Source organism: Streptomyces sp. NBC_00435 (genome assembly GCF_036014235.1).
Lineage (GTDB): Bacteria > Actinomycetota > Actinomycetes > Streptomycetales > Streptomycetaceae > Streptomyces.
Genome location: NZ_CP107924.1, coordinates 6,999,832 through 7,025,500, shown reverse-complemented (window position 1 = coordinate 7,025,500; position 25,669 = coordinate 6,999,832). Strand labels below are relative to the sequence as shown.

Sequence of the window (25,669 nt, the reverse complement as noted above, 5' to 3'; positions counted from 1 at the left end):
CGTCCCCCCGAACTCAGCCCAGCAGGGCGTAGACGGTGGAGGCCGTAGCGGCCGGTTCCTGGCCGCCGTCCGGGGTCATGGTGATGTCGGCGAAGGCCATCCGTTTGCCGAGCTTCGTGACCGTCACACGGATCAGTACGTCGGCGCCGACCACCGGCCGCTGGAAGCTGGTGGACTGCTGGACCGTGGTCATCGGGCCGTAGGCCCCGCGCGCGGCGGAGATCGCGATGACCGTGGCGGTGTCCGCGGCGGCCATCAGGGCCTGACCACTGAGGCCTCCGCCGTCCCGGGCGAGGGCGTCGGACCAGGGCAGCCGGAGCACGGCGTGCCGTTCACCCGTCTCCTGGACGGTGAGCCCGAGGGCGAGCACCCACGGGGCGAAGTTGTCGTTGAGGATCTTGTCCGCGTCTGCCGGTGTCAGCGTCGTCACCGCATGATTGTGGCGGCCCGGTGCGGACCGCCACAACACCCGTGCTCCGCCCCCGCGGGGGCGGACCGGCTCAGAGGGCGGCGGCCAGTTCCGTGCCCTGCCGGATGGCCCGCTTGGCATCCAGTTCTGCGGCCACGTCGGCGCCGCCGATCAGGTGCGCCTCGATGCCGGCCGCGCGCAGCGCCTCGTACAGGTCGCGGCGCGGTTCCTGGCCGGTGCAGAGCACCACGGTGTCGGCGGGTACGAGTCGCTGCTCGCCCCCCACCGTGATGTGCAGGCCCTCCGCGTCGATGCGGTCGTACGCGGCGCCCGCGACCGAGACGACCCCGCGGTGCTTGAGCTCCGCGCGGTGGATCCAGCCGGTGGTGGTGCCGAGCCCGGCGCCGACCTTGGTGGTCTTGCGCTGGAGCAGGTGGACCTGGCGAGGCGGGGCGGGGCGCTCGGGCGCGGTGAGCCCGCCGGGGCCGGTGTAGGCGGTGTCCACGCCCCAGTGGCGGAAGTAGACCTCCGGATCCTGGGAGGCGCCTTCGCCGCTGTCGGTGAGGAACTCCGCGACGTCGAAGCCGATTCCGCCGGCGCCGAGGACGGCGACGCGCTCGCCGACGGGGGCGCCGTCGCGCAGCACGTCGAGGTAGCTGACGACGTTGGGGCCGTCGACGCCCTCGATGTCGGGGGTGCGGGGGGTGACTCCGGTGGCGACGACGACCTCGTCGTAGCCGCGCAGGGTCTCCACGTCGGCGCGGGTGTTCAGCCTGACGTCGACCGCGTGCTCGGTGAGCTGGGTGCCGTAGTAGCGGATGGTCTCCTCGAACTCCTCCTTGCCGGGGACGCGCCGGGCGATGTCGAGCTGCCCGCCGATGTGGCCGGAGGCCTCGTAGAGGGTGACGGCGTGGCCGCGGCCGGCGGCCGAGACGGCGCAGGCGAGGCCGGCCGGGCCGGCGCCGACAACGGCGACGCGCTTCTTCAACTTGGTCGCGGAGAGGGTGAGTTCGGTCTCGTGGCAGGCGCGCGGGTTGACCAGGCAGCTGGTGATCCTGCCGCTGAAGGTGTGGTCCAGGCAGGCCTGGTTGCAGCCGATGCAGGTGTTGATGGTCTCGGAGCGGCCGGCGGCGGCCTTGGCGACGAAGTCGGCGTCGGCGAGGAAGGGGCGGGCCAGCGAGACCAGGTCGGCGCGGCCGTCGGCGAGCAACTCCTCGGCAATCTCCGGGGTGTTGATGCGGTTGCTGGTGACGAGGGGGACGGAGACCGCGCCCATCAGTCGCTTGGTGACCCAGGTGTAGGCACCGCGCGGGACGGAGGTGGCGATGGTGGGAATGCGGGCCTCGTGCCAGCCGATGCCGGTGTTGATGATGGTGGCGCCGGCCGACTCGACCTCCTTGGCGAGGCGGACGACCTCGTCGAGGGTGGAGCCGCCGGGGATCAGGTCGAGCATCGAGAGGCGGTAGATGAGGATGAAGTCCTCGCCGACGGCCGCGCGGGTGCGCCGGACGATCTCCAGCGGGAAGCGCACGCGGTTCTCGTAGGCGCCGCCCCAGCGGTCGGTGCGCTTGTTGGTCGCCGCGGCGATGAACTCGTTGACCAGGTACCCCTCGGAACCCATGATCTCGACGCCGTCGTAGCCGGCCAGCTTGGCGAGGCGGGCGGCGCGGACGAAGTCCTCGATGGTGCGCTCGACCTCGGCGTCGCTGAGCGCGTTCGGGACGAAGGGGCTGATGGGGGCCTGGAGGGAGCTGGGGGCGACCAGGTCCTTGTGGTAGGCGTAGCGGCCGAAGTGGAGGATCTGCATCGCGATCTTCCCGCCCTCGGCGTGCACGGCATCGGTGACCACCCGGTGCTCGGCGGCCTCCTCCTCGGTGGTGAGGCGGGCACCTCCCTCGAAGGGGCGGCCGGCGTCGTTCGGGGCTATGCCGCCGGTGACGATCAGGCCGGCGCCACCGCGGGCGCGCTCGGCATAGAAGGCGGCGAGGCGCTCGAAGCCGTGCTCGTGCTCCTCGAGGCCCGTGTGCATGGAGCCCATGATCACGCGATTCGGCAGGGTGGTGAAGCCGAGGTCCAGCGGGCTCAGCAGGTGCGGGTACCGGCTCTGGGAACTCATGAGGGGGCGCCTCCTCGCGCGGGGGTGATGAACCTGTTCTAGCTGAGCGAGCGCTTATTGTGCAACTAGGTGCATAACCCGGCCCGGGGATTCCGAAGGCGTCGGGGACCCGGAACCCCGCCCCGCCCGGGGCCGGGAGCCCCGGCCCGCGGGACCTGTGGCGGAGCTCACGACCCGGGCGACGGCGCTGGGCTTCCTCGAGGGCGGCCAGGACCGGGCGCCACGGCGTAGAGCAGGTCCGAGCCCGCGCTGAGCAGAGCGGGCCCGCGCAGCAGGGCGCCCCGGCCTGTGCGGGCGCCCCGCGGGCGGGGTCAGGCGCGGTGGAGGCGAAGGGTGAGGATCTGGAACGGGCGCAGCGTCAGGGCCACCGTGCCGTCCGGGGTGGGGGCGGAGGTCGCGGTTGCGGGCAGGGGGCGTTCCAGCAGGTCGCTCTCCACCACTGCCGACAGGGGGAAGTCCGCCGTCAGAGTGGCCCGCGCCCGGCCGCCGTGGGATTCGTAGAGGCGGACGACCACGTCGCCGCTGCGGTCCTCGGCGAGTTTGACCGACTCGACCACGACCGCGTCGCTTGCCACCGTCACCAGCGGGGTGACCGGGCCCGCGCCGGTGACGGTCCGCTCGGGCAGGTTCAGCGCGTGGCCCTCGCGGACCGCGTCGCCGATGCCCGCGCCGGGGGCGAGCGAGAAGCGCAGGGTGTGCGCGCCCTGGTCGGTCTCCGGATCGGGGTAGCGCGGGGCCCGCAGGAGCGAGAGGCGGATCGTCGTCGTCTGCCCGCCGTCCGGGCGCATGTCACGGGTCACGTCGTGGCCGTACGTGGAGTCGTTGAGGAGGGCCACACCCCATCCCGGCTCCTCCGCGTGGATCCAGCGGTGGGCGCAGATCTCGAACTTGGCGGCCTCCCATGAGGTGTTGGTGTGGGTGGCCCGGTAGACGTGCCCGAACTGCGTCTCCGACGCGGATCGTTCGGCCTTGACGTCCAGCGGGAAGGCCGCCTTGAGGAACTTCTCCGTCTCATGCCAGTCCACGTCCGTGACGATGTCCACCGTCCTGGCTCCCGCCCGGAGGGTGACCGACTGGACGACCGAGGAGGAGCCGAAGGACCGGGCCACCCGCACGGTGCCGTGCGTGGCCTCGGCCCGCGTGACCTCCAGCGCGTCCACGTCCACCAGGTCGGTGACCGCGTTGCGGTAGAACGCGTCGATGTCCCACGCGTCCCACATGTTCGGGAAGTCGGGGTGGATCTGGAGCAGGTTCGCGGCGGCTCCCGGCGCGACCGACTCCCGGCCGGCCTCCAGGTCGTAGGCGGACACGATCAGGCCGCGTCCGTCGATCTCCACGCGCAGCCGGCCGTTGGCGAGGACCTGCCCGCCGCCGCGCCGCGCCTCCACCGTGACCGGCTCCCCGGCGGCCTCCGGGCGACCCGCACCGCCGGCCGGGACGCCGCGCCGGGTGTGCGGGGCGCAGTTGAAGACGAGTTCCTCCCCGCCCTCGCCCGCCAGGGCGGTCTGCGCCGCCAGGGTGATCCCGAGCAGCTCCGCGCGCAGCCCGGCGTAGGTCTCGCGCGCCTCGCGGTGCACCCAGGCGATGGAGGAGCCGGGGAGGATGTCGTGGAACTGGTGGAGCAGTACGGCCTTCCAGATCCGCTCCAGGTCCTCGTACGGGTAGGCGTACCCGGGGACCTTCACGGCGGCCGTGGAGGCCCACAGTTCGGCCTCGCGCAGCAGTGATTCGCTGTGCCGGTTGCCCTGCTTGGTCCTGGCCTGGGAGGTGTAGGTGCCGCGGTGCAGCTCCAGGTAGAGCTCGCCGGCCCACACGGGGGCGTCCTCGTACTCGGCGTGCGCCTTCTCGAAGAAGGCGTCGGGGCGCTCGATCTCCACGCGCGGGGAGCCTTCGAGGTCCCGCTGCCGCTTGGCGCGGCCCAGCTGCTCGCGGGTGGGGCCACCGCCGCCGTCGCCCCACCCGAAGGGGGCGAGCGACCGCGAACCCCGCCCCTTCTCCTGATAGTTGCGGGCGGCGTGCGCCAGCTGGGCGCCGCCGAGGTCGGAGTTGTAGGTGTCGACGGGCGGGAAGTGGGTGAAGACGCGGGTGCCGTCGATGCCCTCCCACCAGAAGGTGTGGTGGGGGAACTTGTTGACCTGGGACCAGGAGATCTTCTGGGTCAGGAACCACTTGGAGCCGGAGAGCCTGATGATCTGCGGCATCGCCGCGGTGTAGCCGAAGGAATCGGGCAGCCAGACGTTCTTCGTCTCGATGCCGAACTCGTCCATGAAGAACTTCTTGCCGTAGAGGAACTGGCGGACCATCGCCTCGCCGCCAACCATGTTGGTGTCGGACTCGACCCACATGCCACCGACCGGCACGAACTGCCCTTCCGCGATCTTCTTCTTGATCCGCTCGAAGAGCTCGGGCCGGTAGGTCTTGATCCAGTCGAGCTGCTGGGCCTGCGACATGGCGAAGACGAACTCGGGGTGCTCGTCCATCAGTCCCAGCATGTTGGAGGAGGTGCGCGCGACCTTGCGCACGGTCTCGCGCAGCGGCCACAGCCATGCCGAGTCGATGTGGGCGTGGCCGATCGCACTGATCCGGTGCGCGGAGGCGTTGGCGGGCGCGGCCAGTACGGGGATGAGCCGCGCGCGGGCGGCGGCGGCGGTGCCGGGGACGTCGCAGAGGTCGACCGCGTCGAGGGCCGAGTCGAGGGCGCGCAGGATCTCGTAGCGGCGGGCATCGCCCCCGTCGAGCTGGGTCATCAGGTCGTAGAGGACTTCGAGATCCTGTACGAGTTCCCAGACCTCGGTCTCGAAGACGGTGAGGTCCATCCGGGCGAGCCGGTAGAGGGGCTGGTCGCCGCTGGTCAGCCGGTCTCCCTCGTAGGTGACCGAGTGGTCCACGAGGACCGGATTGGAGGCGCCTTCGACGTACCACTCGATCCGCTCGCCGCCGGCCGCGCGGTCGCTGACGCGCACCCAGTCGTTGTACGGGTTGAGCGCCTTGATCTCCCCGCCGTCGGCGCGGTGGACCAGGCCCTCGCACTGGAAACCGGGCATCATCCGGTCGAAGCCGAGGTCGAGTACGGCCTCCACCGTGCGGCCCGCCCACTCGGCGGGGACGGTGCCGGTGACCTTGAACCAGGTGGTGCCCCAGGCCGGGCCCCACATGGCGCCGACGGCGCAGGGTTCGTACGCGGCCGCCAGGCCCTCGGCCACGGGAACGGGCTCGCCGGGGGCTTCCCAGCGCTCGACGGTCAACGGGACCGGGCGGGAGTGGACGGCGGGCTTGATGCGCTCCTTGAGGACCCGGCGGAGGCGGTGCTCGGTGATGCTGCGGTCGTCGTGCATGACGGCTGCTCCAGGTTGGGGTTGGAGGGTGGGCGCGGATCGTGCGGTCGGGGGAAGGGGAAGCAGGAGGTGGAGGGTGGGGGCCGGGTCAGGTCTTGACGGCTCCCTCGCCGACGCCCTTGAAGAAGAAGCGCTGGAGGGCGAAGAAGAGGAGCATCATCGGGATCAGCGCGGTCATCGCGCCGGCGGCGATGATCCGCTGGTCGCTGACGGTGGTGGCACCGGCCAGCGTCTTCAGTCCGAGCTGGAGGGTGTAGTTGTCGCTGTTCGTCAGCACCAGCAGGGGCCACAGGAAGTCGTCCCAGGCGCCCATGAAGCTGGTGATGCAGACGACGGCCAGGGCTCCCCGGGCGGCGGGGAGGAAGACCCGGGTGAAGCGGGTCCACTCGCCCGCCCCGTCCAGGACGGCGGCCTCCTCCACCTCCTTGGGCACCGCGAGGAAGGCCGAACGCATGATCATGATGTTGAGTACGGAGACGGCGCCGGGCAGCCAGACACCGATGAGGGTGTCGACCAGACCCATCCCGCGGACCGTGAGGAACATCGAGATCATCACGGACTCGAAGGGGAACATCAGGGTCGCCACGAGCACGGTGAAGACGGTTTTCCGGCCCTTCCACCCGGCCCGGGAGAGGGCGTAGCCGCCCATGGCCGCGAAGAGCGTGTTCGAGGTGATGGCCAGGACCGCGACCGTCAGCGTGTTCCCGGCGTACTGGAACAGCGGGAACGATTCGGCGACCCGGACGTAGTTGTCGAGGGTGGGCCGCGACGGCAGCACCCCGTCGTACACGTTCTCGGTGCGGCCGCGGATCGAGGTCAGGAACTGCCAGACGATCGGCCCGAGCATGATCACGAGCATGAGCAGGAGCGTGGCGTACCGGCAGGCGAGGCCCGTCCAGTACCGCCGGGCGTCGGCTCCGACGCGTCCGACCGCCTCGGTCCCGAGGGAGGAGCGGCTGCTCAACTCTCGTCTCCCTTCGACAGGCGGCGGCCCAGCAGGCTGAAGACCAGGGTCAGGAGGAACAGCAGGATGGAGATGGCGGCCGCGTAACCGGTCTCCCCGGAGAAGCCCAGGCCGACCTGCCGGATGAGGAAGGGCAGGGTGCGGGCGCCCCCGCCGGGACCGCCGCTCTCACCACCGAGGATGTAGATCTCGGTGAAGACGCGCAGCGCGGAGATCGCGGAGAGGGTGCCCACCAGCAGCATCATCGGCTTCACCTGGGGGACGGTGATGCTGAGGAAGCGGCGTACGGGACCGGCGCCGTCGAGCGCCGCGGCCTCGAGGAGCGAGGGGGAGACGTTCCCGAGGGCCGCCAGGTAGAAGACCATGTAGTAGCCGAGGCCCTTCCACACGGTCACGATCATCGCGGAGACCAGCAGCATGGTGCTGTCCGTCAGGAACGGGATCGGCTCGGAGACGATGCTCAGCCTCTGGAACAGGGTGTTGACGAGACCGTCGCTGCGCAGCACCCACTGCCAGATGAGGCCGACGACCACGGCCGAGGCGATCACCGGGGTGTAGAACGCCGAGCGGAAGAAACCGATGCCGGGGACCTGCCGCTGTACGAGGACAGCGAGGGCGAGCGGCAGGAGGACCAGGCAGGGGACGACGACCACGAGGTAGAGCACGCTGTTGCCGGTGGCGACCCAGAAGTCGGAGTCGGCGAAGGCGCGGCGGTAGTTGTCGAAGCCGACGAACCCGCCGCCGCGCAGGATCTGCGCGTCGGTGAAGGAGAGGATCACGGTGTTGACGAACGGCCAGAGGCTGAACATCGTGACCATCACGAGGCCGGGGGCGAGGAAGAGGTAGGGGGTCCACCACTTGCGGTGCCCCAGTCCCCTCTCGGCCTCCATGGCCGCCAGGGCCTTCTTCGCCGTCAGGGGCTTCTTGGCCACCAGGGCCCTCTTGGTCATCAGGGGTTTCTCGGCCGTCACTGCCGCACCGTCCTGGCGAGCAGCTTGTTCGCCTCCTCCTGCGCCTTCCGCACCGCCGTCCTGGTGTCCTGCTCACCGTTGATGGCCTTCTGCATCTCGCGCACGACCGCGTCACCGACCTGGTTGGTCCACTGGACGGGCGTGTTGGCGTCGAGCCCGGCGGTCTTGAGCTGTTCGGCTCCGACCGCACGCGCCACGGTCTCCGCGTCCGTGGCGTCGCCCTTGTCGGTGAAGTACGGGTCTGCCAGACCAATGGCGTTGGAGGGGTAGATGGTGGCCTTCCTCGAGAACTCCACCTGATTGCGGCCGTTGGTGACCCACTTGGCGAACTCGGTCGCCGCGTCCATGTGCCTGGTGTCCTTCCTGATGCCGAGGGACTGGGCGTAGATGCCGATGTGACCGAGCTTTCCCGTGACGGCGTTCGCGACCCGCGTGCTGGCGTACACCTGCGGGGCGTTCTGCTTGATGTCCTTGACGAAACCCGGGGAACCGGGACCGAAAACGATCTTCCCGCTGCCGTACAGCTGGTTGATGTCGTCGCTCTTGAGCAGGGACTCCTTGGGCATGGCGCCCTTGGCGTACAGGTCCTTCATCCGGTCGGCCCACTCGACTGCCTTGTCGGTGTCGAAGGTGAAGGCGTCCTGCTTCTCGTTCAGGATCGGGACGCCCATCTTCTGCCAGTCCCCGGGCAGCCGGCCCTTGGGATCGGCCATGAACGCGGAGTACTGGCCACCGGACCCGGCGGCGATCCGCTCGGCGTAGTCGAAGAACTGCTCCACGCTCGTGGGCGGCTTCGCCGGGTCGAGGCCGGCCTTCTCGAACAGCTCCTCGTTGTACGTGAGGACCTCCGGGGTCACGTACCAGGGGTACGCGTACACGCCGTCGCCCTTGCCCGGCAGCTTGAACTGCTCCCAGGCGCCCGGGACGTACTCCTTCGCGACCTCCGGGTCGAGCCCGGCCACATCGGCGAGCATGCCGCGGTCGCCGAGGAGCTGGAAGGAGTCGGTGGAGAGGTTGACCACGTCGGGGAGGGCCCCGGCCTGGGCGTCGGCCACGAGCTTCTCGTTGTAGCCGTCGCCCGGCACGTCCTCCCACGTGACCTTCGCGTCCGGGTACCGCTCCTCGAACGCGTCGATGACGCCCTGCACGTACGAGGTGAACACCGGCTTCAGCTGGAGGGTGCGGAACGTGATGCGACCGGACACCTTTCCGGTCCTCTCCCCCTCCTTCACGTCCCCGGCTCCCCCACTCAGGCCGCACGCGGAGGTGGCGAAGAAGGCGCCGGCCACGAGCATGGTGATGGCTGTGCGTTTCACGTTCCTACGGGTCGTCATCGTCGCCGCCTTCAGGGGGAGTTCCGGCCTCGTCGCCGGAGCGCTGCGCCCAAACTCACCCGGATTCAAGGCCCCGTCAACACGGCCAAAGTCCCGACCGGCCGGCACTTGTGCGTCCTGAATTACGACGAGGCGAGACGGACAGTCCGAAAGTCACTCCATCACCAGGCCTATGACCTGCACTGATGCGCTTTAGTCAACATTCACTTTGGCGTGATGTCGATTCGATAGTGAATTTTCCGGACCGTCCACCACCAAGTTCCTCCCAGCGGCCTACGAGGACGTGCACTAATGCGGTTTATCTCGCATATCGCGAAGCGGCTTTGGCGGCCCCCGGTCCGGGGCGCCCCGGACGTCCGCCGAACCCCCTGGCCCGGGCGGACCCGGCTGCTGTAGGTTCGGCGCACGGCGTGTAGCTCAGCAGCCAGAGCACCGACCTGCACAGTCGGAGGGCGCAGGGGCAGGACCTGCCACGCCGGCGATGAACGAGAACACCACGTGGCCCGACTGGGCCCGCCCCGGCGCGGCGCACGCGCGGATACGGCCGTACGAGCGGGAGGCCGCCCGGCTGGCCGGCCTACCGCAGACCCGGCGCGCCCTCTTCGCGTACGGCCTCAGCGAACCCGGTCTCGCCGGGCTCGGCTCGCTCCTGGAGAGCGGACGCTACGAGATCCACGCACCCGAGGAGGCCGCGCTGCTGTGCGTGGCATGGCTCGCACGGACCGGGGAGCGGGAAGCCGCAGCCGAACTGACCGCACTCCTGGAGCCGTTCGCCGACCACCTGCCCTGCACTCCGCGCCCCCGGGCCACCGATCCCGAGGCGAACGGCCCCGAGGTCACCGGCGCGGCCCGCGAGGCGGCCCGGCTGCTCGCGCGCCGGCGGCCGAACCGCGCCGTCGCGGCGCAGCGCGAGGCGCTGACCGTATGGCGGCCCTTCGAGGACGAGTTGCTCACGTACTGGCTGCGCGCGTTGGCTCACGGCATGTACGCGTACGACTCCCACGCCGCGCGCGCGGAGGGCGCCGAGCTGCTGAAGCGGTACGGGGCCCTGGCGGCGGCCCACCCCCTGACCGGCCGCCACCGCGATCCCAAGTCGAACCCGGCGATCCTGCGGCGGGCGCTGGAGGAGACCGTCGAGGGCCGCGAACTGAGCGCTCGACAGGCCGGGTTGCTGCGGCACGCCGTCAACTCGACGGTCGCCAGGCGCGGGCGCCCCGGTTCCCCCGAGCACACCCTGCTGCGCCAGGAGCAGGTCCGCCAAGGCGCCCTCCTGCGGGGCCCGTTCGCCCAGGCCGGTCCGGACTCGGCGCTGCCCGCCGACGGCGCGCCGGTCGCCCTGGCGGCTGCCGAGGAGGCGCGGGCGGCATGGGAGGCCGGGCTGTCCGGGGTACGCGTGCCGCAGGCCGTCGGGGAGGAGCTGGCCCGGGCGTACCACCCGGGGGTCACCGACGCCGCGCTGCGGACCCTGCTGGCGAAGCTGTACCAGGGCGGCGCCCGGTACAACCACCTGCTGTGGAACTTCGCAGGGCTCGCCGAGCTTCCCTGGATCCGCGCCGTGGCGGGACCGCCCGCGCCCGGCCCCGGGCCGCTCGGCCCGGCCCTGCGCGGGCTGGCCGCCCTGGCGATGGCGCCGTCCGCCGGGTCCGGGACCGGCGCCGGACCCGGCACCGGCTCCTTCAGTGACCCGGGCAGATCACTCGTCCTGGGACTGACCGAGCTGGCCCGGGCGGCCGGGGTCACCGTGTCGTTCGCCGTGGAGCCGTTCACGGAGTCGTACTCCGGCCGCGTGAACGCGCAGGTCCTGCCGGCCGCGCGGGTGGCCGCCGGGCTGCTGCGCGGGACGCCGTACGAGCGCTACTACGGCATCGACTTCGCGGCCGTGGGCGACATGGCCGACGCGGACGACAGGGAGGCCTTCGCCCGGCTGTGCTCCGTGCGCGCGGGGCACCCCTCCCCCGGAGTCCTGTTCCGCGACCCCAGGGGCTCCTCGGAGGTCGCCGGCAACCCCGCCGTGATCGAACAGGTCCGGATCCTCACGGCGTTCAACCTCGCGGCTCTGGTCGTCCAGACCGGCGTCGACCCCCGGCCGGATCCGCGGGAGCTCGCCCGGGCCGCGTTCACCGCCATGCGCAGGCGGGCGGCCACTCCCGGTACGACGGCCCGCGCCTGCCGGCACCTCCTGTTCCACCTCTCGCTGTGCGACGCGGACCAGCGGGCGGCCGTACTCGACGGGATGGCCTCCGAGGCCGCGCGTCTCCCGGCCCGTACGGCCGGCAGGCTCGTGCCCCTGATCGCGGACGTGCGCCGCGCGTGCGCCCCGTAGTAGACCCCTGACCAGGAGCCGGGTTCCCGCCGCGAGTTCGGTCAGGGTGGCGGGCCCGTACCGCGCCCTGTGCCGGATCGGCGTCCCGGGCGGGCAGGGGCCGGAGGCCCTACTTCAGGCGGTAGTCGGCCTTCTCCGCGAGCTTGCCGTCCTTGAAGCAGAAGCGCAGCACCGTGTCGCTGTCGCCGGCGCTCGACAGGTACCAGGCGCACTGGCTGCCGGCGGGCTCGGCGGGGCCGCCGTCCTTGAGGGTCGATTTGACGAAGCTCTCGCCCGACGGCAGCTTCGCGCGGACCTCGGACTCGGAGTCACCGACCTTGACGGCCTCGTACACCTTGGGGTCGACCAGGGTCTTGTCGGCCACGTCCACCAGCTTGCCGACCCCGAAGAGCAGCACCACGAGCAGTCCGATCCCCAGGACCCCGGCCACCAGACAGCCGATCAGACATCCATTGCGTCGTGCCACGTCCCGCTCCTCGTCCGTCCGGCGAACGGCTCCCGTTCGTCCCTCCTGACTCTCGCAAGCGGGGGCCCGCCGCGCTGTACTCCAAAGTCTTCGGTCCGCGCGACGATCGTCGTTCGAGGTCAGGCCAGGTCCGGCGTGTATACAGGATGAGAACGATCATTCGGATGAACGTGAGGATTCGTCGTGACCCAGAACACCGAGCCCCTGATCGTCGTCGGCGTGGACGGTTCGAACCACTCGAAGCAGGCCCTGCGCTGGGGAGTCGCCCAGGCGAAGGCCATCGGCGGCCGGGTGCACGCCGTCATGAGCTGGCAATGGAACACCAACCCCTTCGGCGTGAGCGCCTCCGAGCAGAGCGATCTGGTCACCGCCGAGGAAGCGGCCCGGCAGAAGCTGGCCGACACGGTGGCGGAGGCGGTCGGCACCTCGCCGGGCGTTCCGGTCTTCCGCCGGGTGGAGCAGGGCGCGCCCGCGCAGGTGCTGGTCGACGCCTCGAAGGAGGCCGCCCTCACCGTCGTCGGCACCCGCGGCTACGGCGGCGTCAAGGGCGCGCTGCTGGGCTCGGTGAGCCAGCAGGTGGTCCAGTACGCGGCCAGTACGGTCGTCGTGGTCCGCGAGGACGGCTCCGCCTGACGGGAGCTACCGTTTGTCCGCCCCGGCGATCCGCTCCGCGATCGGGCCCGCCTGCGCGGTGCTGTCGGTGGGGGAAGAGAGGCAGACGACGACGGCCAGGGGGCGGCCGGACGGGGAGCGGGTGGACGACAGGGCCCAGGAGACCGAGGCCGAGGGAACCCATGCGCCGGTCCGGGCTCCGAGCGCCGACTGCAGCTGGTCCGCCGTGCGCCGGGAGACGGCGCGCTCGGCGGGCACCGGTGTCCTCGGACCGGCGACCGTGCGGGGATGGACCCGGTTGCCCCCGTTGGCGAGCACGGCCGTCACCACGGCCAGCTGGACCGGGGTGGCCTTGACCTCCGAGAGGCCGTTGGCCATGAGGGCGAGCTGGGTCGGATTCCCGGGCTCGCGCGGCCAGGTGCTCGCGAAGGCACGCACGGGGGTGTCCATCGTGTCATCGCCGAATCCGAAGGCCGTCGCCGTCGATGCCAGCGCGCCGGCGCCGAGCTCGGAGGCGATGCGGGCGAAGACGTTCGCGCAGGAGTACCGCAGGGCCACCCGCAGGCTGGCATCGGCGCAGTGGGCCGGATCGCCCGAGAACTCCGTCGTGCTGTTCGGCGCGAGGTACACGGCCGCGCCGCGGGTCGGGGCGTCCACGGACGGGAGGAGGCCGTTCTCCAGGGCGGCGGCCGCGACGAGGACGTGGACGGCCGCCCCCGGGTTCTCGGCGTCGCGCAGCGCCCGGTTCTTCAACGGACCGTCGAAACCCTGGGCCTGCAGCGCCTTCCACGCCTTCTCGTCGGCCTGCGCGTACCCGCTGAAGGAGCCAGGGTCGAACGACGGGGCACTCACCATGCCGAGGACGGCGCCGGTCTCCGCGTCGAGGGCGACCGCGGCACCCTGCCGGCCCCGCAGCGCGTCGAAGGCGGCACGCTGTACCGCGGGGTCGATGGTCGTCGCCACGTCCCTGCCGGCGTCGATGTCCTCGGCCAGGACGGCGTCGAGCCCTCCGGCGGCACCGAAGGCCAGCGACCGGTAGCCGGTGACCGGTGCGTACAGCTCCCCGTCGGTGTAGATGCGCCTGAACGGGGCCTTGGGGTTTCCCGAGGCCTGCCAGCCCGTGACCGGACGCCCCGCCACGAGGATGTCCCCGGGGCTTCCGGCCGGCTTGGGGGTGGGCGGCTTCGCGTCCTGAGCCGTCCCAGTGGCACCCGGGGCGCCGGACCGGGACCCCGCCGCGTCCCGCGCGCCACCGGAGCATCCGGCCGCGCAGACGGCCAACAGCGGTACCAGCGCGGCGAGTACGAGGGCCTGGCGGCGCAGTGGCGGGAGCATGCGGTCATCCTAGGGCCTGTCGTCGGACTCCCGTCGTCGCGCGAAGGGCGGCCCGGCCTTCGGAGCGGGGTACTTCAGGACGGTGCGCGGCCCAGGTCCGACGGGTCCGTGTTCGCTCCGCACAGCACTACGGCGACCCGGTCGCCCAGCGGCCCGGGCGCGGTGCGCACGGCCGCGAGGGCGGTGGCGGCGCCCGCTTCGACCACGATGCGGTGCTCCTCCCAGAGCGCGCGCCGGGCCGCGGTGATCGCCGCGTCCGGGACCAGGACCGATACGGCGTTCTCCGCCCGTACGGCGGCCAGCGCGTCCGCGGAGACCCGGGTCGCTCCGAGCGAGTCGGAGGCCACCGAGTCCACGGGGACGTCCACGGGCCGGCCCGCTTCGAGGGCCGCGTTCAGGGCGCGGCAGTTCTCCGGCTCGGCCGCGACCACCCGTACGCCGTGTTCCCGGGCGGCGGTGGCGATCCCGGCGAACAGCCCGCCGCCGCCCACCGCGACGACGACCGCGTCCAGGCCGGGCAGGGCGGCGCGGATCTCGTCGAGCAGGGTCCCGGCGCCCGCCGCGATCATCGGGTGGTCGTAGGCGTGGCTGCTCAGCGCCCCGCTCCCGGCGGCGAACTCCCGGCAGGCGGCGAGGGCTTCGGCGTACCGGTCGCCGACGAGACGTACGTCGGCCCCGTAGCCGCGCAGCCGTTCCACCTTCACGCGCGGGGCTCCGACCGGCAGGAACACGGTGGCGGGTACCGATTCGGCGCGGGCCGCCCAGGCGCAGGCGAGGCCGGCGTTGCCGCCGGAGGCGATGGTGACCCCCGCGTCCGGAAGGCTGCCGGCGGCACGGTGCGCGGCGAGGAAGTTGCGGGCGCCGCGGGCCTTGAAGGAGCCGGTGTGCTGGAGGTACTCCAGCGCGTACGAGATCCCCCCGCCCGCCGGTATCACCGCGACGGGCCGCACCGCCCCGGCGATCCGGCCGGCGGCCGCGCGCACGGCGGCGTAGTCGAGCTGCTGTTCCATGAACCCACTCCCTGTCGTTCGAACCGACCCGCCGTCAGGCTCCGGCGGGCCGGGCTGCCTCGATCAGCTGGCGCAGGGCGCCGTAGTACACCTCGTGGTCGGTCAGGGCGGGCAGTACGTCGGCCAGGGCGCCCGAGAGCACCGGGAACCCGGCGGGGTCCAGGGCGGCCAGCGCCGCGCGCGAGGCGGCGGTGGCGGCGGCCGGATCCCGGTGGTCGACGAAGGCCGCGCTGCCCAGGGTCAGCAGGTACATCCGCCGGTAGACGGTCATCGCGACGGCGGGGGTCATCCCGGCGGCCACGCTGTCGGCGAGTGCCGGTTCCACCAGCCGGGCCAGCAGCTGCCGTCCGAGCCAGGGACGCCCGCCGCGCAGGATCAGCAGCCCGGGATGGGCCGCGAGGAGCCGGTAGAGGGCGGTGAACCGCTGTTCGGTGGCCTCGGCCCAGCCGGTGCCCGCCGGGATCTCGGGCAGCTGGGCGGCGAGGTGCTCGGTACAGAGGTCGAGCAGGCCGGCGAGGTCGGCGCAGCGGCGCTGGACGGTGGCGTGCGAGACCTCGAGCCGGTCGGCGAGGGCCCGGAAGCTGAGCGCGCCGGGCCCTTGGTCGTCGAGGATCCGCAGGGCGGCGGCGGCGATCGCGTCGGGCGTCGCACGGTCCAGGGCGGCTGATCTCCTCGGCATGAGATACACCGTATCAGCCAGCGTCACTTCCAGCGTCACAGCCACTGTCACATCCGCTGTACCGAACCCCGCCCCAACCCCTTCGTGTGACATCGACTGCGCCCATATTGCTGGTCATTGGGGAATAACCCTCGACTTATGTTGACAGAGGGTAGTCACACCGCTGCACTGAGCGCTCGACAGCCCCCTCGTCTAGGAGACTCCGTGCCGCCTCGCCTGCGTGCGTCGCTCCCCTGTCTGACCGCGGCCGCCCTGCTCGCCCTCGCGCTCTGCCCCGCCCCGGCGACGGCCGAGCCCACCGCGACGTCGGACACCCCGCTCGCGCTCACCCCGCCCATGGGCTGGAACAACTGGGCGCACTACATGTGCGACATCGACGAGGCCAAGGTCGTGGCGAACGCGGACGCGCTCGTGTCCACGGGCCTGGCCGCCAAGGGCTACGACACGGTCACCGTCGACGACTGCTGGATGGAGAAGAGCCGCGACGCGGACGGCGCCCTGGTCGTCGACACGGAGAAGTTCCCGCACGGCATGGCCTGGCTCGGCCAGTACCTGCATGCCAGGAACCTCAAGTTCGGCATCTACGAGGACGCCGGCCACCTCACCTGCGAGCGCTATCCCGGCAGCGGTTCCCCCGACGGCGGCGGCCCCGACCACTACGCCCGCGACGCCCGGCAGTTCGCCTCCTGGGAGGTGGACTACGTCAAGATGGACGGCTGCAACCTCTGGGTCCCCGAAGGCCGGACCAAGGAGCAGGCCTACCGGGACGCCTACAACTCGGTCGCCAGGGCGCTGCGCGAGAGCGGCCGGGACATGGTGCTGTCCGCTTCCGCGCCCGCCTACTTCCAGCAGGGCGAGTGGGGCGGTTCCGACTGGCACAAGGTGATCGACTGGGTCGGCGAGACCGGCCAGCTGTGGCGCGAGGGCCGGGACATCAAGGTCTACAAACCGACGGCGCCGGACACCTCGCGCTGGAGCTCGGTCATGGGCAACTACGGCTACAACCGCTGGCTCGGCAGGTACGCGGGCCCCGGCAACTGGAACGACCCCGATTTCCTCATCGCGGGCGCCCCCGGGCTCACCGCGGCGGAGAGCCGCAGCCAGGTCGGCCTGTGGGCCATGATGGCCGCGCCGTTCATCCTCTCCTCCCAGGTCTCCGAGCTCAGCACGGCCGGGCTCGCCGCCCTCGGCAACAGCGACCTGATCGCGCTGGACCAGGATCCGGCGGGCCTGCAGGGCGCGGTGGTCTCCTCCAACGCCACCTTCGACATCCTCGTACGGCCGCTCGCGAACGGGGACCGCGCCGTCGCCGTCCTCAACCGGTCCGGCGCCGCCCGCGACATCCGCGTACCGCTCGACGAGATCGGGCTGGCCTCCTGCACCGTCGGCGCGAAGGAGCTCTGGCAGGGGCAGCTCCACGAGGTGTCCGACGCGCTGACCGGGACGCTGGCCGCGCACGACACGGGCGTCTGGCGACTCACCCCGCGCGCCGGGTGCGCGCCCGCCGTGCCCACCGGGCAGATCACCGGGCGGGGCACCGGCACGGGCGCCGCGTGCGCCGACGGGGCGAGCACCACCGGTGTCGGCGCCGTCGTCATGGGTACCTGCACGGGCGCGCCGGACCAGCGGTGGACACTGGGCCGGGACGGCAGCCTGCGGCTGGCCGGCGAATGCCTGTCGGTGGGCTCGGATGAGCTCGTGGAACTGGCCGACTGCTCCTCCGGCCAGCGGCGCCGGGAGCCGGGACAGAGCTGGACGCCCCGCCGGGACGGAGCACTGGTCGAGGACGCGAGCGGCCTGTGCCTGACGGCGCCCGCCCCCGCGGCCGCCCCCGTCGAGCCTGGCACCCCCGCCGAGCGACTGCGGCTGGCCCCCTGCGGCGACCACCAGGTCGACCAGGCGTGGGCGCTGCCGGTCTGAGGCCCGCACCCATGTGGAAGCGGATGAGCAACCACCCACCAGAGCCGACCGAGACGAGGACGACGCGCATGCCGGTCCCGACCCCACGACGCCGGCGGGACCGGCGGGTGCGCCGCCGGATCACGTTGGCCGCACTGCCCGCGGCCCTGCTCACCCTGGCGGTCGCCGGGACCGCACCGGGGGCGGCGGCACGGGGGACCGAGTCCCCCGCCCAGCCCCCGGTCCAGGCCCAGGCCCAGGCCCCCGCACGAGCCCACGCAGCGGACGCCTCCGCACCCCGGCCGCGGACCTTCGACGCCGCTCCCGCGCGGGCCTCCCTGGAGCGGCTGCTGCCGCGGCACGCGCGGCAGTTCACGCTGGTGCCCGAAGCCCCGGCCGGGGCCGACGCCTTCACCGTCTCCGGCACGGCCGGCGCGATCACCGTCCGGGGTTCCAGCGGCGCCACCCTGCTCACCGGGGTCGGCTGGTACCTCCAGCACGTGGCGGGGGCCGACATCGGCTGGCCCGGCGACAGCATCGGCCTGCTGCCCGCCGTACTGCCGGCGGTGGGCGCCCCGGTCACCCGGAGCGCGCAGGTGACGCACCGGTACGCGCTGAACGACACCGACGACGGCTACGCGGGCCCGTACCGCACCTTCGAGCAGCACCAGCGACAGATCGACCTGCTCGCCCTGCACGGCATCAACGAGGTGTTCGTGCAGGTCGGCGCGGAGTACCCGTACTACCGGGCACTCCAGCGGTTCGGCTCCACCGCCGAGGAACTGCGGGAGTGGATCCCGGGTCCCGGTCACCAGAGCTGGTGGCTGCTGCAGAACCTGAGCGGCTTCGGTGGCCCCGTCTCCGAGCAACTGATGCGCACAAGAGCCGAGTTGGGGGGAAGGATCGCCGACCAGCTGCGCGGTCTCGGGATGACCCCGGTCCTGCCGGGCTACTTCGGTACCGTGCCGCCCGCCTTCGCCGAGCGCAACCCGGGCGCGGAGACCGTGCCCCAGGGCGACTGGGCGGGCTTCGACCGGCCGGACTGGCTGGACCCGGTCTCACCGGTCTTCGGGAGGCTGGCCGCCGCCTACTACGCCGAGCAACGGGCGGTGTTCGGGGACAGCACGATGTACCGGATGAGCCCGCTGCACGAGGGCGGGCAGACCGGCTCGGTCGATGTGAAGGCGGCTGCCAGGGCGGTGCAGCAGGCGCTGTGGGCGGCCCACCCGGGCGCGCTGTGGGCGGTACTGGGCTGGCAGGACGACCCGACCAAGGAACTCCTCTCCGGAGTGGACACCTCGAAGCTGCTGATCCTGGACGGGCTCTCGGACCGGTACAACAGGCTGGACCGCGAGACCCGCTGGGGCGGCGCCCCCTACGCCATCGGCTCGATCTACAACTTCGGCGGGCACACGACGATCGGCGCCAACACCTCGGTGTGGATCGAACGGCTGCAGGACTGGCGCACGAAGCCCGGCAGCGCGCTGACCGGCATCGCCTACCTGCCGGAGGCCACCGGCACCAACCCGGCGGCCTTCGACCTCTTCACCGACCTGGCGTGGGAGCCGGGCCCGATCGACCAGCGCCAGTGGTTCGCGGAGTTCGCGGCCCGCCGGTACGGCGCCCCCGACGCCGCGGCCTCCGCCGCGTGGGAGGAGCTGCGCATGGGGCCGTACAGCACTTCCTCGGGGCTCTGGTCGGAGTCCCAGGACAGCCTCTTCGCGGCCCGGCCGGGCCTGGCGGCCGTGGGATCCGCCTACTGGAGCCCCAAGTCGATGCGCTATCCGGCCGGTTCGGTACGCCGGGCACTGGACCACCTGCTCAGGGTGGATCCGCGCCTGCGCGGTTCCAGCGCCTACCGCTTCGACCTGGTGGACACCGCCCGGCAGGCCCTCGCCAACCACTCGCGGGTGCTGCTGCCCCGGATCAAGGCGGCCTACGAGGCCCGGGACCTGACCCTGTTCCGTGAGCTGACCGGCGACTGGGCCCACCGGGAGGAGCAGTTGGACACGCTCGTCGGCTCGGATCCGAACTTCCTGCTCGGGTCCTGGCTGTCGGCCGCCCGCGCGCACGGCGCGGACCCGGCCGAGGCCGACCGGTACGAGTACGACGCCCGCTCGATCCTCAGTGTGTGGGGCCGCCGGAGCACCAGCGAGGGTGGCTTCCTGCACGACTACGCGAACCGCGAATGGAGCGGCCTGATCAGCGAGTTGTACGCGCGACGCTGGTCCGCCTACTTCACCTCGCTGGAGGAGGCGCTGGTACGGCGGGCGGCGCCGGAGGCCATCGACTGGCACGCCTTCGAGGACGACTGGGCCCGGCTCACCACCCGCCACCCGGACCGGCCGTCCGGGGACCCGTACGCCCTGGCATCCGGGATCGCGGCCACGCTGCCCGAGGTCGAATGACCTACACCAGAAGGGCGGTGCAGATCCCCGGATGACGGGCCGCTCACCCTCCGGGGGGAATCTCCCCACTCTCCCGGGGGACTGGCGGGCCGACTGCCCGCCGGGCGGGCGGGGCCCTGGGTTCACTGACGGAATCTGACGGAAATCGATCAGGGGCGGTCACCGGGACGATCCGGTGACCGCCCCTTGCGTCGCCGCCGGGCGACGCCACCGCCGACCCACCGACCGACCACCGCCGACCACCGCCGGAAGGACTCCCGCCGTGTCCGAGACCGACCCGCACCTGCTCTCCCCGACCCTGGAGCTGCTGGCCTTCCTCACCGGCGGAGCCACCGGAGCCGCCCGTGCCACCGACCCCGGCGCCGACCGGTTAACGCGGTCCGGGGACCAGGTGCAGGATCCTGATCTCCGCTCCGACCTGCGGGAACGGCTGACCGACGGGATCGTGGAACTACGCAAGCGCGGGGGGACCGGCATCCAACGGGCGGCGCTCCCCCCGGACGGCGAGAGCGGGTCCGACCACCCCCGCACGTGACCGGACCGGGTGTTCGGGCGCACGCTGGAAGCCGGGGGTACCAGTTCCACCGGACCGGGCGGACGGTGACTCCGGATGACGCGTGCGGGAACCTCGAAGCGGTACGCGCTCGGCGCGCTCGGAGGGCTGCTGGCCGCGTTCGCCGGACTGGCCCTGGCGCAGCTCGTCGCGGTGGCCGTCCGGCCCGAGGCCGCCCCGCTCGCCGCGGTGGGCGGAGCCGTGGTCGACCGTACCCCGGCCGCCCTCAAGGAATGGGCGGTCCGGCAGTTCGGGACGGACGACAAGCTGGTCCTGGCCCTCGGCATCGGCGCCGTACTGTCCGCCGTCGCGATCGCGGCGGGGCTGCTCGCCGTACGGCACCCGCGCGCGGGCACCGCGCTCGCGGCCGCCTTCGGGGCGCTCGGCGCGGCGGCCGCGCTCAGCCGCCCGGAGGCGTCCTGGAAGGACGCGCTGCCCTCGCCGGCTGGCGGGCTCGCGGCTGCCGGGGTGCTGTACCTGCTGGTCACAGCCTTGAACCGACCCGGGTCCCATCCGCTGCCCGGCGGGTCCGGCGCCCCCGGCCGGTCCGCGGTCCTGGACCGGCGCGGCTTCGGCCGCCTCGCCCTCGCCACCCTGGTGGTCTCGGCCGGGGTTGCGTACGCCGGGCGGCGGCTCGGCGCCTTCGGCTCCGCGGGAGCCACGGCCTCGCGGGCCGGCCTCGTCCTGCCGGAACCCGCCGTACCGGCCCCGCCGGTACCGGCCGGGGCGGACCTGCGGATCCCCGGGACCGCCCGCTTCCTCACCCCGGACCGGGACTTCTACCGGGTGGACACCGCCCTGGTCGTCCCGCGCGTGGACGCGGACACCTGGCGGCTGGACATCCACGGCGACGGAGTCGCCAGGCCCCTCACCCTGGATCTGCGCGAGCTGCTCTCCCGCCCCCTGGTCGAGCACGACATCACCCTCACGTGCGTGTCCAACGAGGTCGGCGGCCCCTACGCGGGCAACGCGCGCTGGCTCGGCGTCCGCCTCGGCGACCTGCTCCGCGAGGCGGGGGTCCGGCCGCCGTCGCGGGGCGGACCCGCCGACCAGCTGGTGGCGCGTTCGGTGGACGGGATGACGCTCGGCACCCCTGTGGAGGCCGTGATGGACGGCCGCGAGGCACTGCTGGCCGTCGGGATGAACGGCGGGCCGCTGCCCTTCGAGCACGGTTTCCCCGTCCGGATGGTCGTGCCGGGCCTCTACGGGTACGTCTCCGCGTGCAAATGGCTGCGCGAGCTGCGCCTGACCACCTTCGACGCGTACGACGCCTACTGGGTCCGCCGGTCCTGGGCCCAGCGGGCTCCGGTCAAGACCCAGTCCCGCATCGACACCCCGCGTGCCTCCGCCGAACTCGCGGCGGGCCCGGTGGCCGTCGCCGGAGTGGCCTGGGCGCAGCACCGGGGCATCGCGCGGGTCGAGGTGCGGGTGGACGCGGGCCCCTGGCGGGAGGCCCGGCTCGGGGACGCCGACGGGGACGACACCTGGCGCCAGTGGGTGTGGCCCTGGGAGGCGGCTCCCGGCCGGCACGTCCTGGAGGTCCGCGCCACGGACCGTACGGACGCCGTGCAGACGGGGGAACGCGCCGGCACCCTCCCCGACGGGGCCACCGGGTGGCACTCCGTACCGGTGCGGGTCCGGAGCTGACCCGACGGGTCAGGAACCCCCGCGGGAGCCGGAGGCCACGGCTTGGGCGGGGCAGACCATCGCGGCCGGGCCGGCCAGGGCGCGGGCCGTGCGGAGGAGGCCGGGAGGGGTGGCGGAGCTGAGCGTCCAGATGACGGCGCCGCCCCCGGGCGGCTCCGCGACGGCGGCGAACCGGTCCCGCAGCTCGGCCTCGGCGCTCGCCTGCCGCGGGAGGTGCAGCGTCTCGTAGCGCACCGGGGCGGTGTCCACCTGCCGGATCCCGATCCGGCGGCCGTCACCGCCGGGGCCGGAGCCCTCGATCAGCAGCTCGGTGAAACCGCGCCCGCCCGGCTCGCCGGGGCCGCGGGCGTGGGTGTTGCCCGGGTACACCGCGAACGCGCCGGCGCCGGGGACGAGCCGGTGGTGGACGTGGCCGAGCGCCCAGTAGTCGTATCCGGCGCGGGCCAGCGTCCGGGGATCGGTCGGGGCACAGATCCGGCGGCTCCACGCGCCGTGCAGGCTGGTGTGCAGGAGCCCTATGTTCACGGTGCCGGGGACCCGGCCGGGGTATCCGGCGGCGAGGTCGCGGCGTTCATCGGGCTCCGCCACCGACTGTCCGTGGACGGTGACGCCGAGGTCGGGCCAGAGCACCGACTCGGGGGCGTCGGCGCCCAGCCAGCGCACCGACGGCGGGAGCTGCAGCTTGGGCGGCAGCGGGGTCTCCGCATCGTGGTTGCCCGAGACCACCACCGTGCGCAGGCCCGCCTCGTGGAAGGCGCCGAGCGCGTCCTGGCAGGCGGCCAGCGCGCGGGCGTCGGCGTGGCGGCGGTCGAAGACGTCCCCGGCGACGAGCACCCCGTGGTAGCCGCCCCCGACGATGCGGTGCACGGCCGCGCGCAGGGCCTCGTACGGGGCCTCGTACGGGTCGACCGCGGGAGCCCCGGGGTAGTCCGCGAGCCCGCGCAGCGCGGACCCTATGTGCAGGTCGGCCAGGTGGGCCACGCGCACCGGAGCAGGCGTCGGACCGGAGGCCGGACTGGACTGCGCACCGGAGGGCGGACCGGACGTCGGACCGGGTATCGGGCCGGTCCCGGGCGTGGTCACCGGCCGAGGACCAGGTCGGTCTTGAAGGCGTCCCGCTCCAGCAGCCAGCCCTCGGCGCGGAGCTTGCCCATCAGGTCGGAGCGCAGCTCCACGGCCTCCCGCAGGCTGCGCCCCTTGGCCGTGATCTCGGCGAACCAGGCCAGCTCCCCGGACGCGGTCCGGATCCGGCTGACTTGTGTCTCCATCGCGTGATCGAGCATCCGTCCAGGGTAGTTGGCCTGCCTTACGGGGCCGTGGAGACGGGATGAAGCGGTGACCGACTCCGCCCAACCAGCAGGTTTCGCAGCCCACTTGGCGAGCTTCCCGGGCAGGCGGTCCAGAACGAGGGCGCGGGAGGCGTCGAGCCCGGGGAGTTCGCCGGGCGCCAGGCCCGGTACCGGCCGGCACTTCTTGTTGGTGAAGTCGAGCGTGGCGCGGGTGTGGCTGAGGTTGACCTGCACCGAGTAATTGTGGTCGCCGACACCGAAGTTGTGGCCGCTCGCCCGGTCCATCACGCGGCGCACCGCGACCGGGTCCGCACCGTCGCCGTCGATGTCGAAACGGGCCTTGTAGGCGAGGCGGATGCGGTTCTCGTCGTCGTGGCGCCGGATGCGGACGATCCAGCCCTGGCCGCCCAGGCTCAGCCCGGCGTCGTCCATGTACTGCGCGACCTCGACACGCCCGGGGGCGCCGAGCGACAGCGCCGCGGCCGCGGCCTCCGTGGGCAGGCCGTCGCGATCCAGCACCCGGTCGGGGTCGACCAGCAGCTTGACCTGGTAGCCCGCGCGCGCGGCCGCCATCGGCGACACCCTGGCCCGCGCTCCGGAGCGAATCCGGCGATTGGTGATTTTCCGCGTGTTCCGCATATCCCCGTCGATCATGCCGCATACGACACCGGCGCGCGCGAAATACCCGGAGGCGCGCCGATGAACAGGCGGTGAATCTACCGCAGGACCAAAGCCCTGACCTGCATGCCGTCCGACCCGCCCCGAACGAAGGTCACATTCGCTCACGCTTTCGAGCCAAGAGCCGGCCCCGACACGGCGCACACCACCCCTCCCCCGGTCGGCACGCACCGTAGATTTGACGTATTGTCCGGATTTCTCCTTTCCTCGTCCGCACGTCAGGAGCCGGCGCAGTGGAGCTGACCAGTACGTCGTTCCTCGTCACGCTGATCGTGGTCACCGCACTCGCGATGCTCGCCGCGCTGCTCCTGTGGAACCGGATCCCCGGCCCCGGCTGGGTGCGCTGGCCGGCCCGGCTGGTGATGATCGGGGTCTGCCAGCTCACCGCCATCTGCGTGGTGGCCACCTGGATCAACGGCAGCTACGGCCTCTACTCCTCCTGGGACGACCTGCTGGGCACCGACACCGGGCAGGACAACTCCGCCATGACCGGGCCGCCGCTGGGGCGGGCCAAGTTCACCCAGGGCGGCGACGGCACCCGCAGCACGTACTTCCGGGGCTCCCACTCGAAGCTCGCCGGCCAGGTGATCGTGTGGACTCCCCCGGAGTACGACGCGCCGGGCGCGGAGAAGACCCGCTTCCCCGTGCTGATGCTGCTGCACGGCTACCCGGGCTCGCCGCGCTCCTGGATCGACATCGGCAACATGCCGGGCGCCCTGGAACAGCTGGTCCAACTGGGCGCGGCGCACCCGTTCATCCTGGTGATCCCCGAGGTGGCCCCCGGAGGGGTCAACACCGACTGCACCAACACTCCCGCGCGCAAGGTGGCGAGCTGGCTCGCGCAGGACGTGCCCGACCTGGTCGCCAAGAACTTCCGCACGCTCCCCGAGCCCAGGGGTTGGGGACTGATGGGCATCTCGACCGGGGCGTTCTGCGCGGCCAAGCTGCCGCTCCAGTACCCGAAGGCGTTCCGGGCGGGCGCGGCCCTGGACCCGGATCCGCTGACCGGCGACCCGGACGTGCTCCAGGATCCGGTGCTGCGGGAGCGCAACAGCCCGATGTGGCTGGTCGAGCACACGAAGAAGGCGGACATCGGACTGTTCCTCGCCACGTCCGCGCAGGACAAGGACAGCCCGCCGGAACAGCTCACGGCCTTCACCGGGGCGGCCAAGGACTCCGGGGTCCGGCTCAAGACCCTGGTCAGGCCGCAGGGCGGACACAACTTCCAGACCTGGATCGGGATGTACCCCGAGGCGCTGGGCTGGCTGAGCACGGAGATCTCCCCGCCGGCGGTGGGCCGGTAGGCCCGGGGCCCGCAGACCCCGCAGACCCCGTAGACCCGTGGGCCGTCTCACACGTCGCGGCGCCGTACGAGGACCACCGCGAGGGCGACCGCGATCAGCGGCCAGAGGACGTACACGGTCCAGGAGCCGGGGACGGTGGCGTCGTAGGCGAGCGAGTGGGGATCCGGTTCCCAGCTCTGCACCAGGCGCTTCCACGCCGTGGCCGGCATCGAGTGGCTCACGGCGGCGGACCAGCGTGCGCTCTGCGAGAAGACCGGCGACAGCATCACCAGGACGAAGGCGCTGGTGACCATGGTGGTGGCGCCGTGCCTGATCAGGGCTCCGAAGCCGAGGCCAC

The 25,669-nt window shown here is 72.6% G+C and carries 20 protein-coding genes and 1 tRNA gene; 8 read left to right on the top strand and 13 right to left on the bottom strand.

The annotated features are described in order from the left end of the window. Window positions 1-13: 13 nt before the first annotated feature. From OG389_RS31715 to OG389_RS31690, 6 genes are all read right to left on the bottom strand, one after another. Window positions 14-430 carry a PaaI family thioesterase gene (locus OG389_RS31715; RefSeq protein ID WP_328302034.1) on the bottom strand — a complete coding sequence of 139 codons (417 nt, stop codon included), beginning with the start codon at window positions 428-430 and terminating at the stop codon, window positions 14-16. 70 nt (window positions 431-500) lie between these two features. Next, on the bottom strand, window positions 501-2,525 hold the full coding sequence (locus tag OG389_RS31710) for an NADPH-dependent 2,4-dienoyl-CoA reductase (protein WP_328302032.1): 2,025 nt from the start codon (window positions 2,523-2,525) through the stop codon (window positions 501-503). A gap of 311 nt (window positions 2,526-2,836) precedes the next feature. Beyond that, window positions 2,837-5,860 carry an alpha-mannosidase gene (locus tag OG389_RS31705; RefSeq protein WP_328302031.1) on the bottom strand — a complete coding sequence of 1,008 codons (3,024 nt, stop codon included), beginning with the start codon at window positions 5,858-5,860 and terminating at the stop codon, window positions 2,837-2,839. Between the two features lie 88 nt (window positions 5,861-5,948). Next, entirely contained in the window at window positions 5,949-6,824 is an 876-nt protein-coding gene (locus tag OG389_RS31700; RefSeq protein ID WP_328302029.1) for a carbohydrate ABC transporter permease, read from the bottom strand. Then, on the bottom strand, window positions 6,821-7,714 hold the full coding sequence (locus OG389_RS31695) for a carbohydrate ABC transporter permease (protein ID WP_328304251.1): 894 nt from the start codon (window positions 7,712-7,714) through the stop codon (window positions 6,821-6,823). Before OG389_RS31695 ends, OG389_RS31700 begins: the two co-directional genes overlap by 4 nt. Window positions 7,715-7,791: 77 nt before the next feature. Next, on the bottom strand, window positions 7,792-9,111 hold the full coding sequence (locus tag OG389_RS31690) for an ABC transporter substrate-binding protein (RefSeq protein ID WP_328302028.1): 1,320 nt from the start codon (window positions 9,109-9,111) through the stop codon (window positions 7,792-7,794). A gap of 424 nt (window positions 9,112-9,535) precedes the next feature. On the opposite strand from OG389_RS31690, the gene OG389_RS31685 reads away from it, so the two are divergent. Both OG389_RS31685 and OG389_RS31680 read left to right on the top strand, forming a co-directional pair. Next, a tRNA-Cys gene (locus tag OG389_RS31685) sits at window positions 9,536-9,608 on the top strand. 2 nt (window positions 9,609-9,610) lie between these two features. Continuing rightward, window positions 9,611-11,452, top strand: coding sequence for a hypothetical protein (locus OG389_RS31680; RefSeq protein WP_328302027.1), 1,842 nt, complete (start codon window positions 9,611-9,613; stop codon window positions 11,450-11,452). Window positions 11,453-11,561: 109 nt separating this feature from the next. On the opposite strand, the gene OG389_RS31675 is transcribed toward OG389_RS31680, so the two are convergent. Continuing rightward, window positions 11,562-11,918, bottom strand: a complete 357-nt coding sequence (locus OG389_RS31675; protein WP_328302026.1) for a hypothetical protein — start codon at window positions 11,916-11,918, stop codon at window positions 11,562-11,564. Window positions 11,919-12,101: 183 nt separating this feature from the next. Here OG389_RS31675 and OG389_RS31670 point away from each other — a divergent pair, with 183 nt between their 5' ends. Next, window positions 12,102-12,551: a universal stress protein gene (locus tag OG389_RS31670; RefSeq protein ID WP_328302024.1), complete on the top strand. Its 450-nt coding sequence runs from the start codon at window positions 12,102-12,104 to the stop codon at window positions 12,549-12,551. 6 nt (window positions 12,552-12,557) lie between these two features. Here OG389_RS31670 and OG389_RS31665 read toward each other — a convergent pair whose 3' ends face one another. The 3 genes from OG389_RS31665 to OG389_RS31655 all read right to left on the bottom strand — a co-directional run bounded on the left by OG389_RS31665 (window position 12,558) and on the right by OG389_RS31655 (window position 15,554). Continuing rightward, the gene (locus OG389_RS31665; protein WP_328302023.1) at window positions 12,558-13,865 is read right to left on the bottom strand and encodes a penicillin-binding transpeptidase domain-containing protein; all 1,308 of its coding nucleotides are present in this window, start codon (window positions 13,863-13,865) and stop codon (window positions 12,558-12,560) included. Between the two features lie 74 nt (window positions 13,866-13,939). Beyond that, window positions 13,940-14,875 carry a serine/threonine dehydratase gene (locus tag OG389_RS31660; RefSeq protein WP_328302021.1) on the bottom strand — a complete coding sequence of 312 codons (936 nt, stop codon included), beginning with the start codon at window positions 14,873-14,875 and terminating at the stop codon, window positions 13,940-13,942. Window positions 14,876-14,909: 34 nt separating this feature from the next. Beyond that, window positions 14,910-15,554, bottom strand: coding sequence for a TetR/AcrR family transcriptional regulator C-terminal domain-containing protein (locus tag OG389_RS31655; RefSeq protein ID WP_328302019.1), 645 nt, complete (start codon window positions 15,552-15,554; stop codon window positions 14,910-14,912). A 204-nt stretch (window positions 15,555-15,758) separates the two neighbouring features. Between OG389_RS31655 and OG389_RS31650 the strand changes: the two genes are divergently transcribed. The 4 genes from OG389_RS31650 to OG389_RS31635 all read left to right on the top strand — a co-directional run bounded on the left by OG389_RS31650 (window position 15,759) and on the right by OG389_RS31635 (window position 22,061). Next, complete coding sequence (locus OG389_RS31650) at window positions 15,759-17,474, top strand: ricin-type beta-trefoil lectin domain protein (protein ID WP_328302017.1); 1,716 nt, start codon at window positions 15,759-15,761, stop codon at window positions 17,472-17,474. A 68-nt stretch (window positions 17,475-17,542) separates the two neighbouring features. Continuing rightward, window positions 17,543-19,861, top strand: coding sequence for an alpha-N-acetylglucosaminidase (locus tag OG389_RS31645; RefSeq protein WP_328302015.1), 2,319 nt, complete (start codon window positions 17,543-17,545; stop codon window positions 19,859-19,861). Between the two features lie 262 nt (window positions 19,862-20,123). After that, complete coding sequence (locus OG389_RS31640) at window positions 20,124-20,396, top strand: hypothetical protein (protein WP_328302013.1); 273 nt, start codon at window positions 20,124-20,126, stop codon at window positions 20,394-20,396. A gap of 75 nt (window positions 20,397-20,471) precedes the next feature. Further along, a complete protein-coding gene (locus tag OG389_RS31635) occupies window positions 20,472-22,061 on the top strand; it encodes a molybdopterin-dependent oxidoreductase (RefSeq protein ID WP_328302011.1) in 1,590 nt (529 codons plus the stop codon). Between the two features lie 9 nt (window positions 22,062-22,070). Here the strand turns inward: OG389_RS31635 and OG389_RS31630 are convergent, their stop codons facing one another. Together OG389_RS31630 and OG389_RS31625 are read right to left on the bottom strand one after the other, a co-directional pair. Next, a complete protein-coding gene (locus OG389_RS31630) occupies window positions 22,071-23,048 on the bottom strand; it encodes a metallophosphoesterase family protein (protein ID WP_328302009.1) in 978 nt (325 codons plus the stop codon). 92 nt (window positions 23,049-23,140) lie between these two features. Continuing rightward, window positions 23,141-23,923 carry a hypothetical protein gene (locus OG389_RS31625; RefSeq protein ID WP_328302006.1) on the bottom strand — a complete coding sequence of 261 codons (783 nt, stop codon included), beginning with the start codon at window positions 23,921-23,923 and terminating at the stop codon, window positions 23,141-23,143. A 338-nt stretch (window positions 23,924-24,261) separates the two neighbouring features. Here OG389_RS31625 and OG389_RS31620 point away from each other — a divergent pair, with 338 nt between their 5' ends. Further along, a complete protein-coding gene (locus OG389_RS31620; RefSeq protein WP_328302004.1) occupies window positions 24,262-25,332 on the top strand; it encodes an alpha/beta hydrolase in 1,071 nt (356 codons plus the stop codon). Between the two features lie 47 nt (window positions 25,333-25,379). Here OG389_RS31620 and OG389_RS31615 read toward each other — a convergent pair whose 3' ends face one another. Continuing rightward, window positions 25,380-25,625, bottom strand: a complete 246-nt coding sequence (locus OG389_RS31615) for a hypothetical protein (RefSeq protein ID WP_328302002.1) — start codon at window positions 25,623-25,625, stop codon at window positions 25,380-25,382. Between the last annotated feature and the right edge of the window lie 44 nt (window positions 25,626-25,669).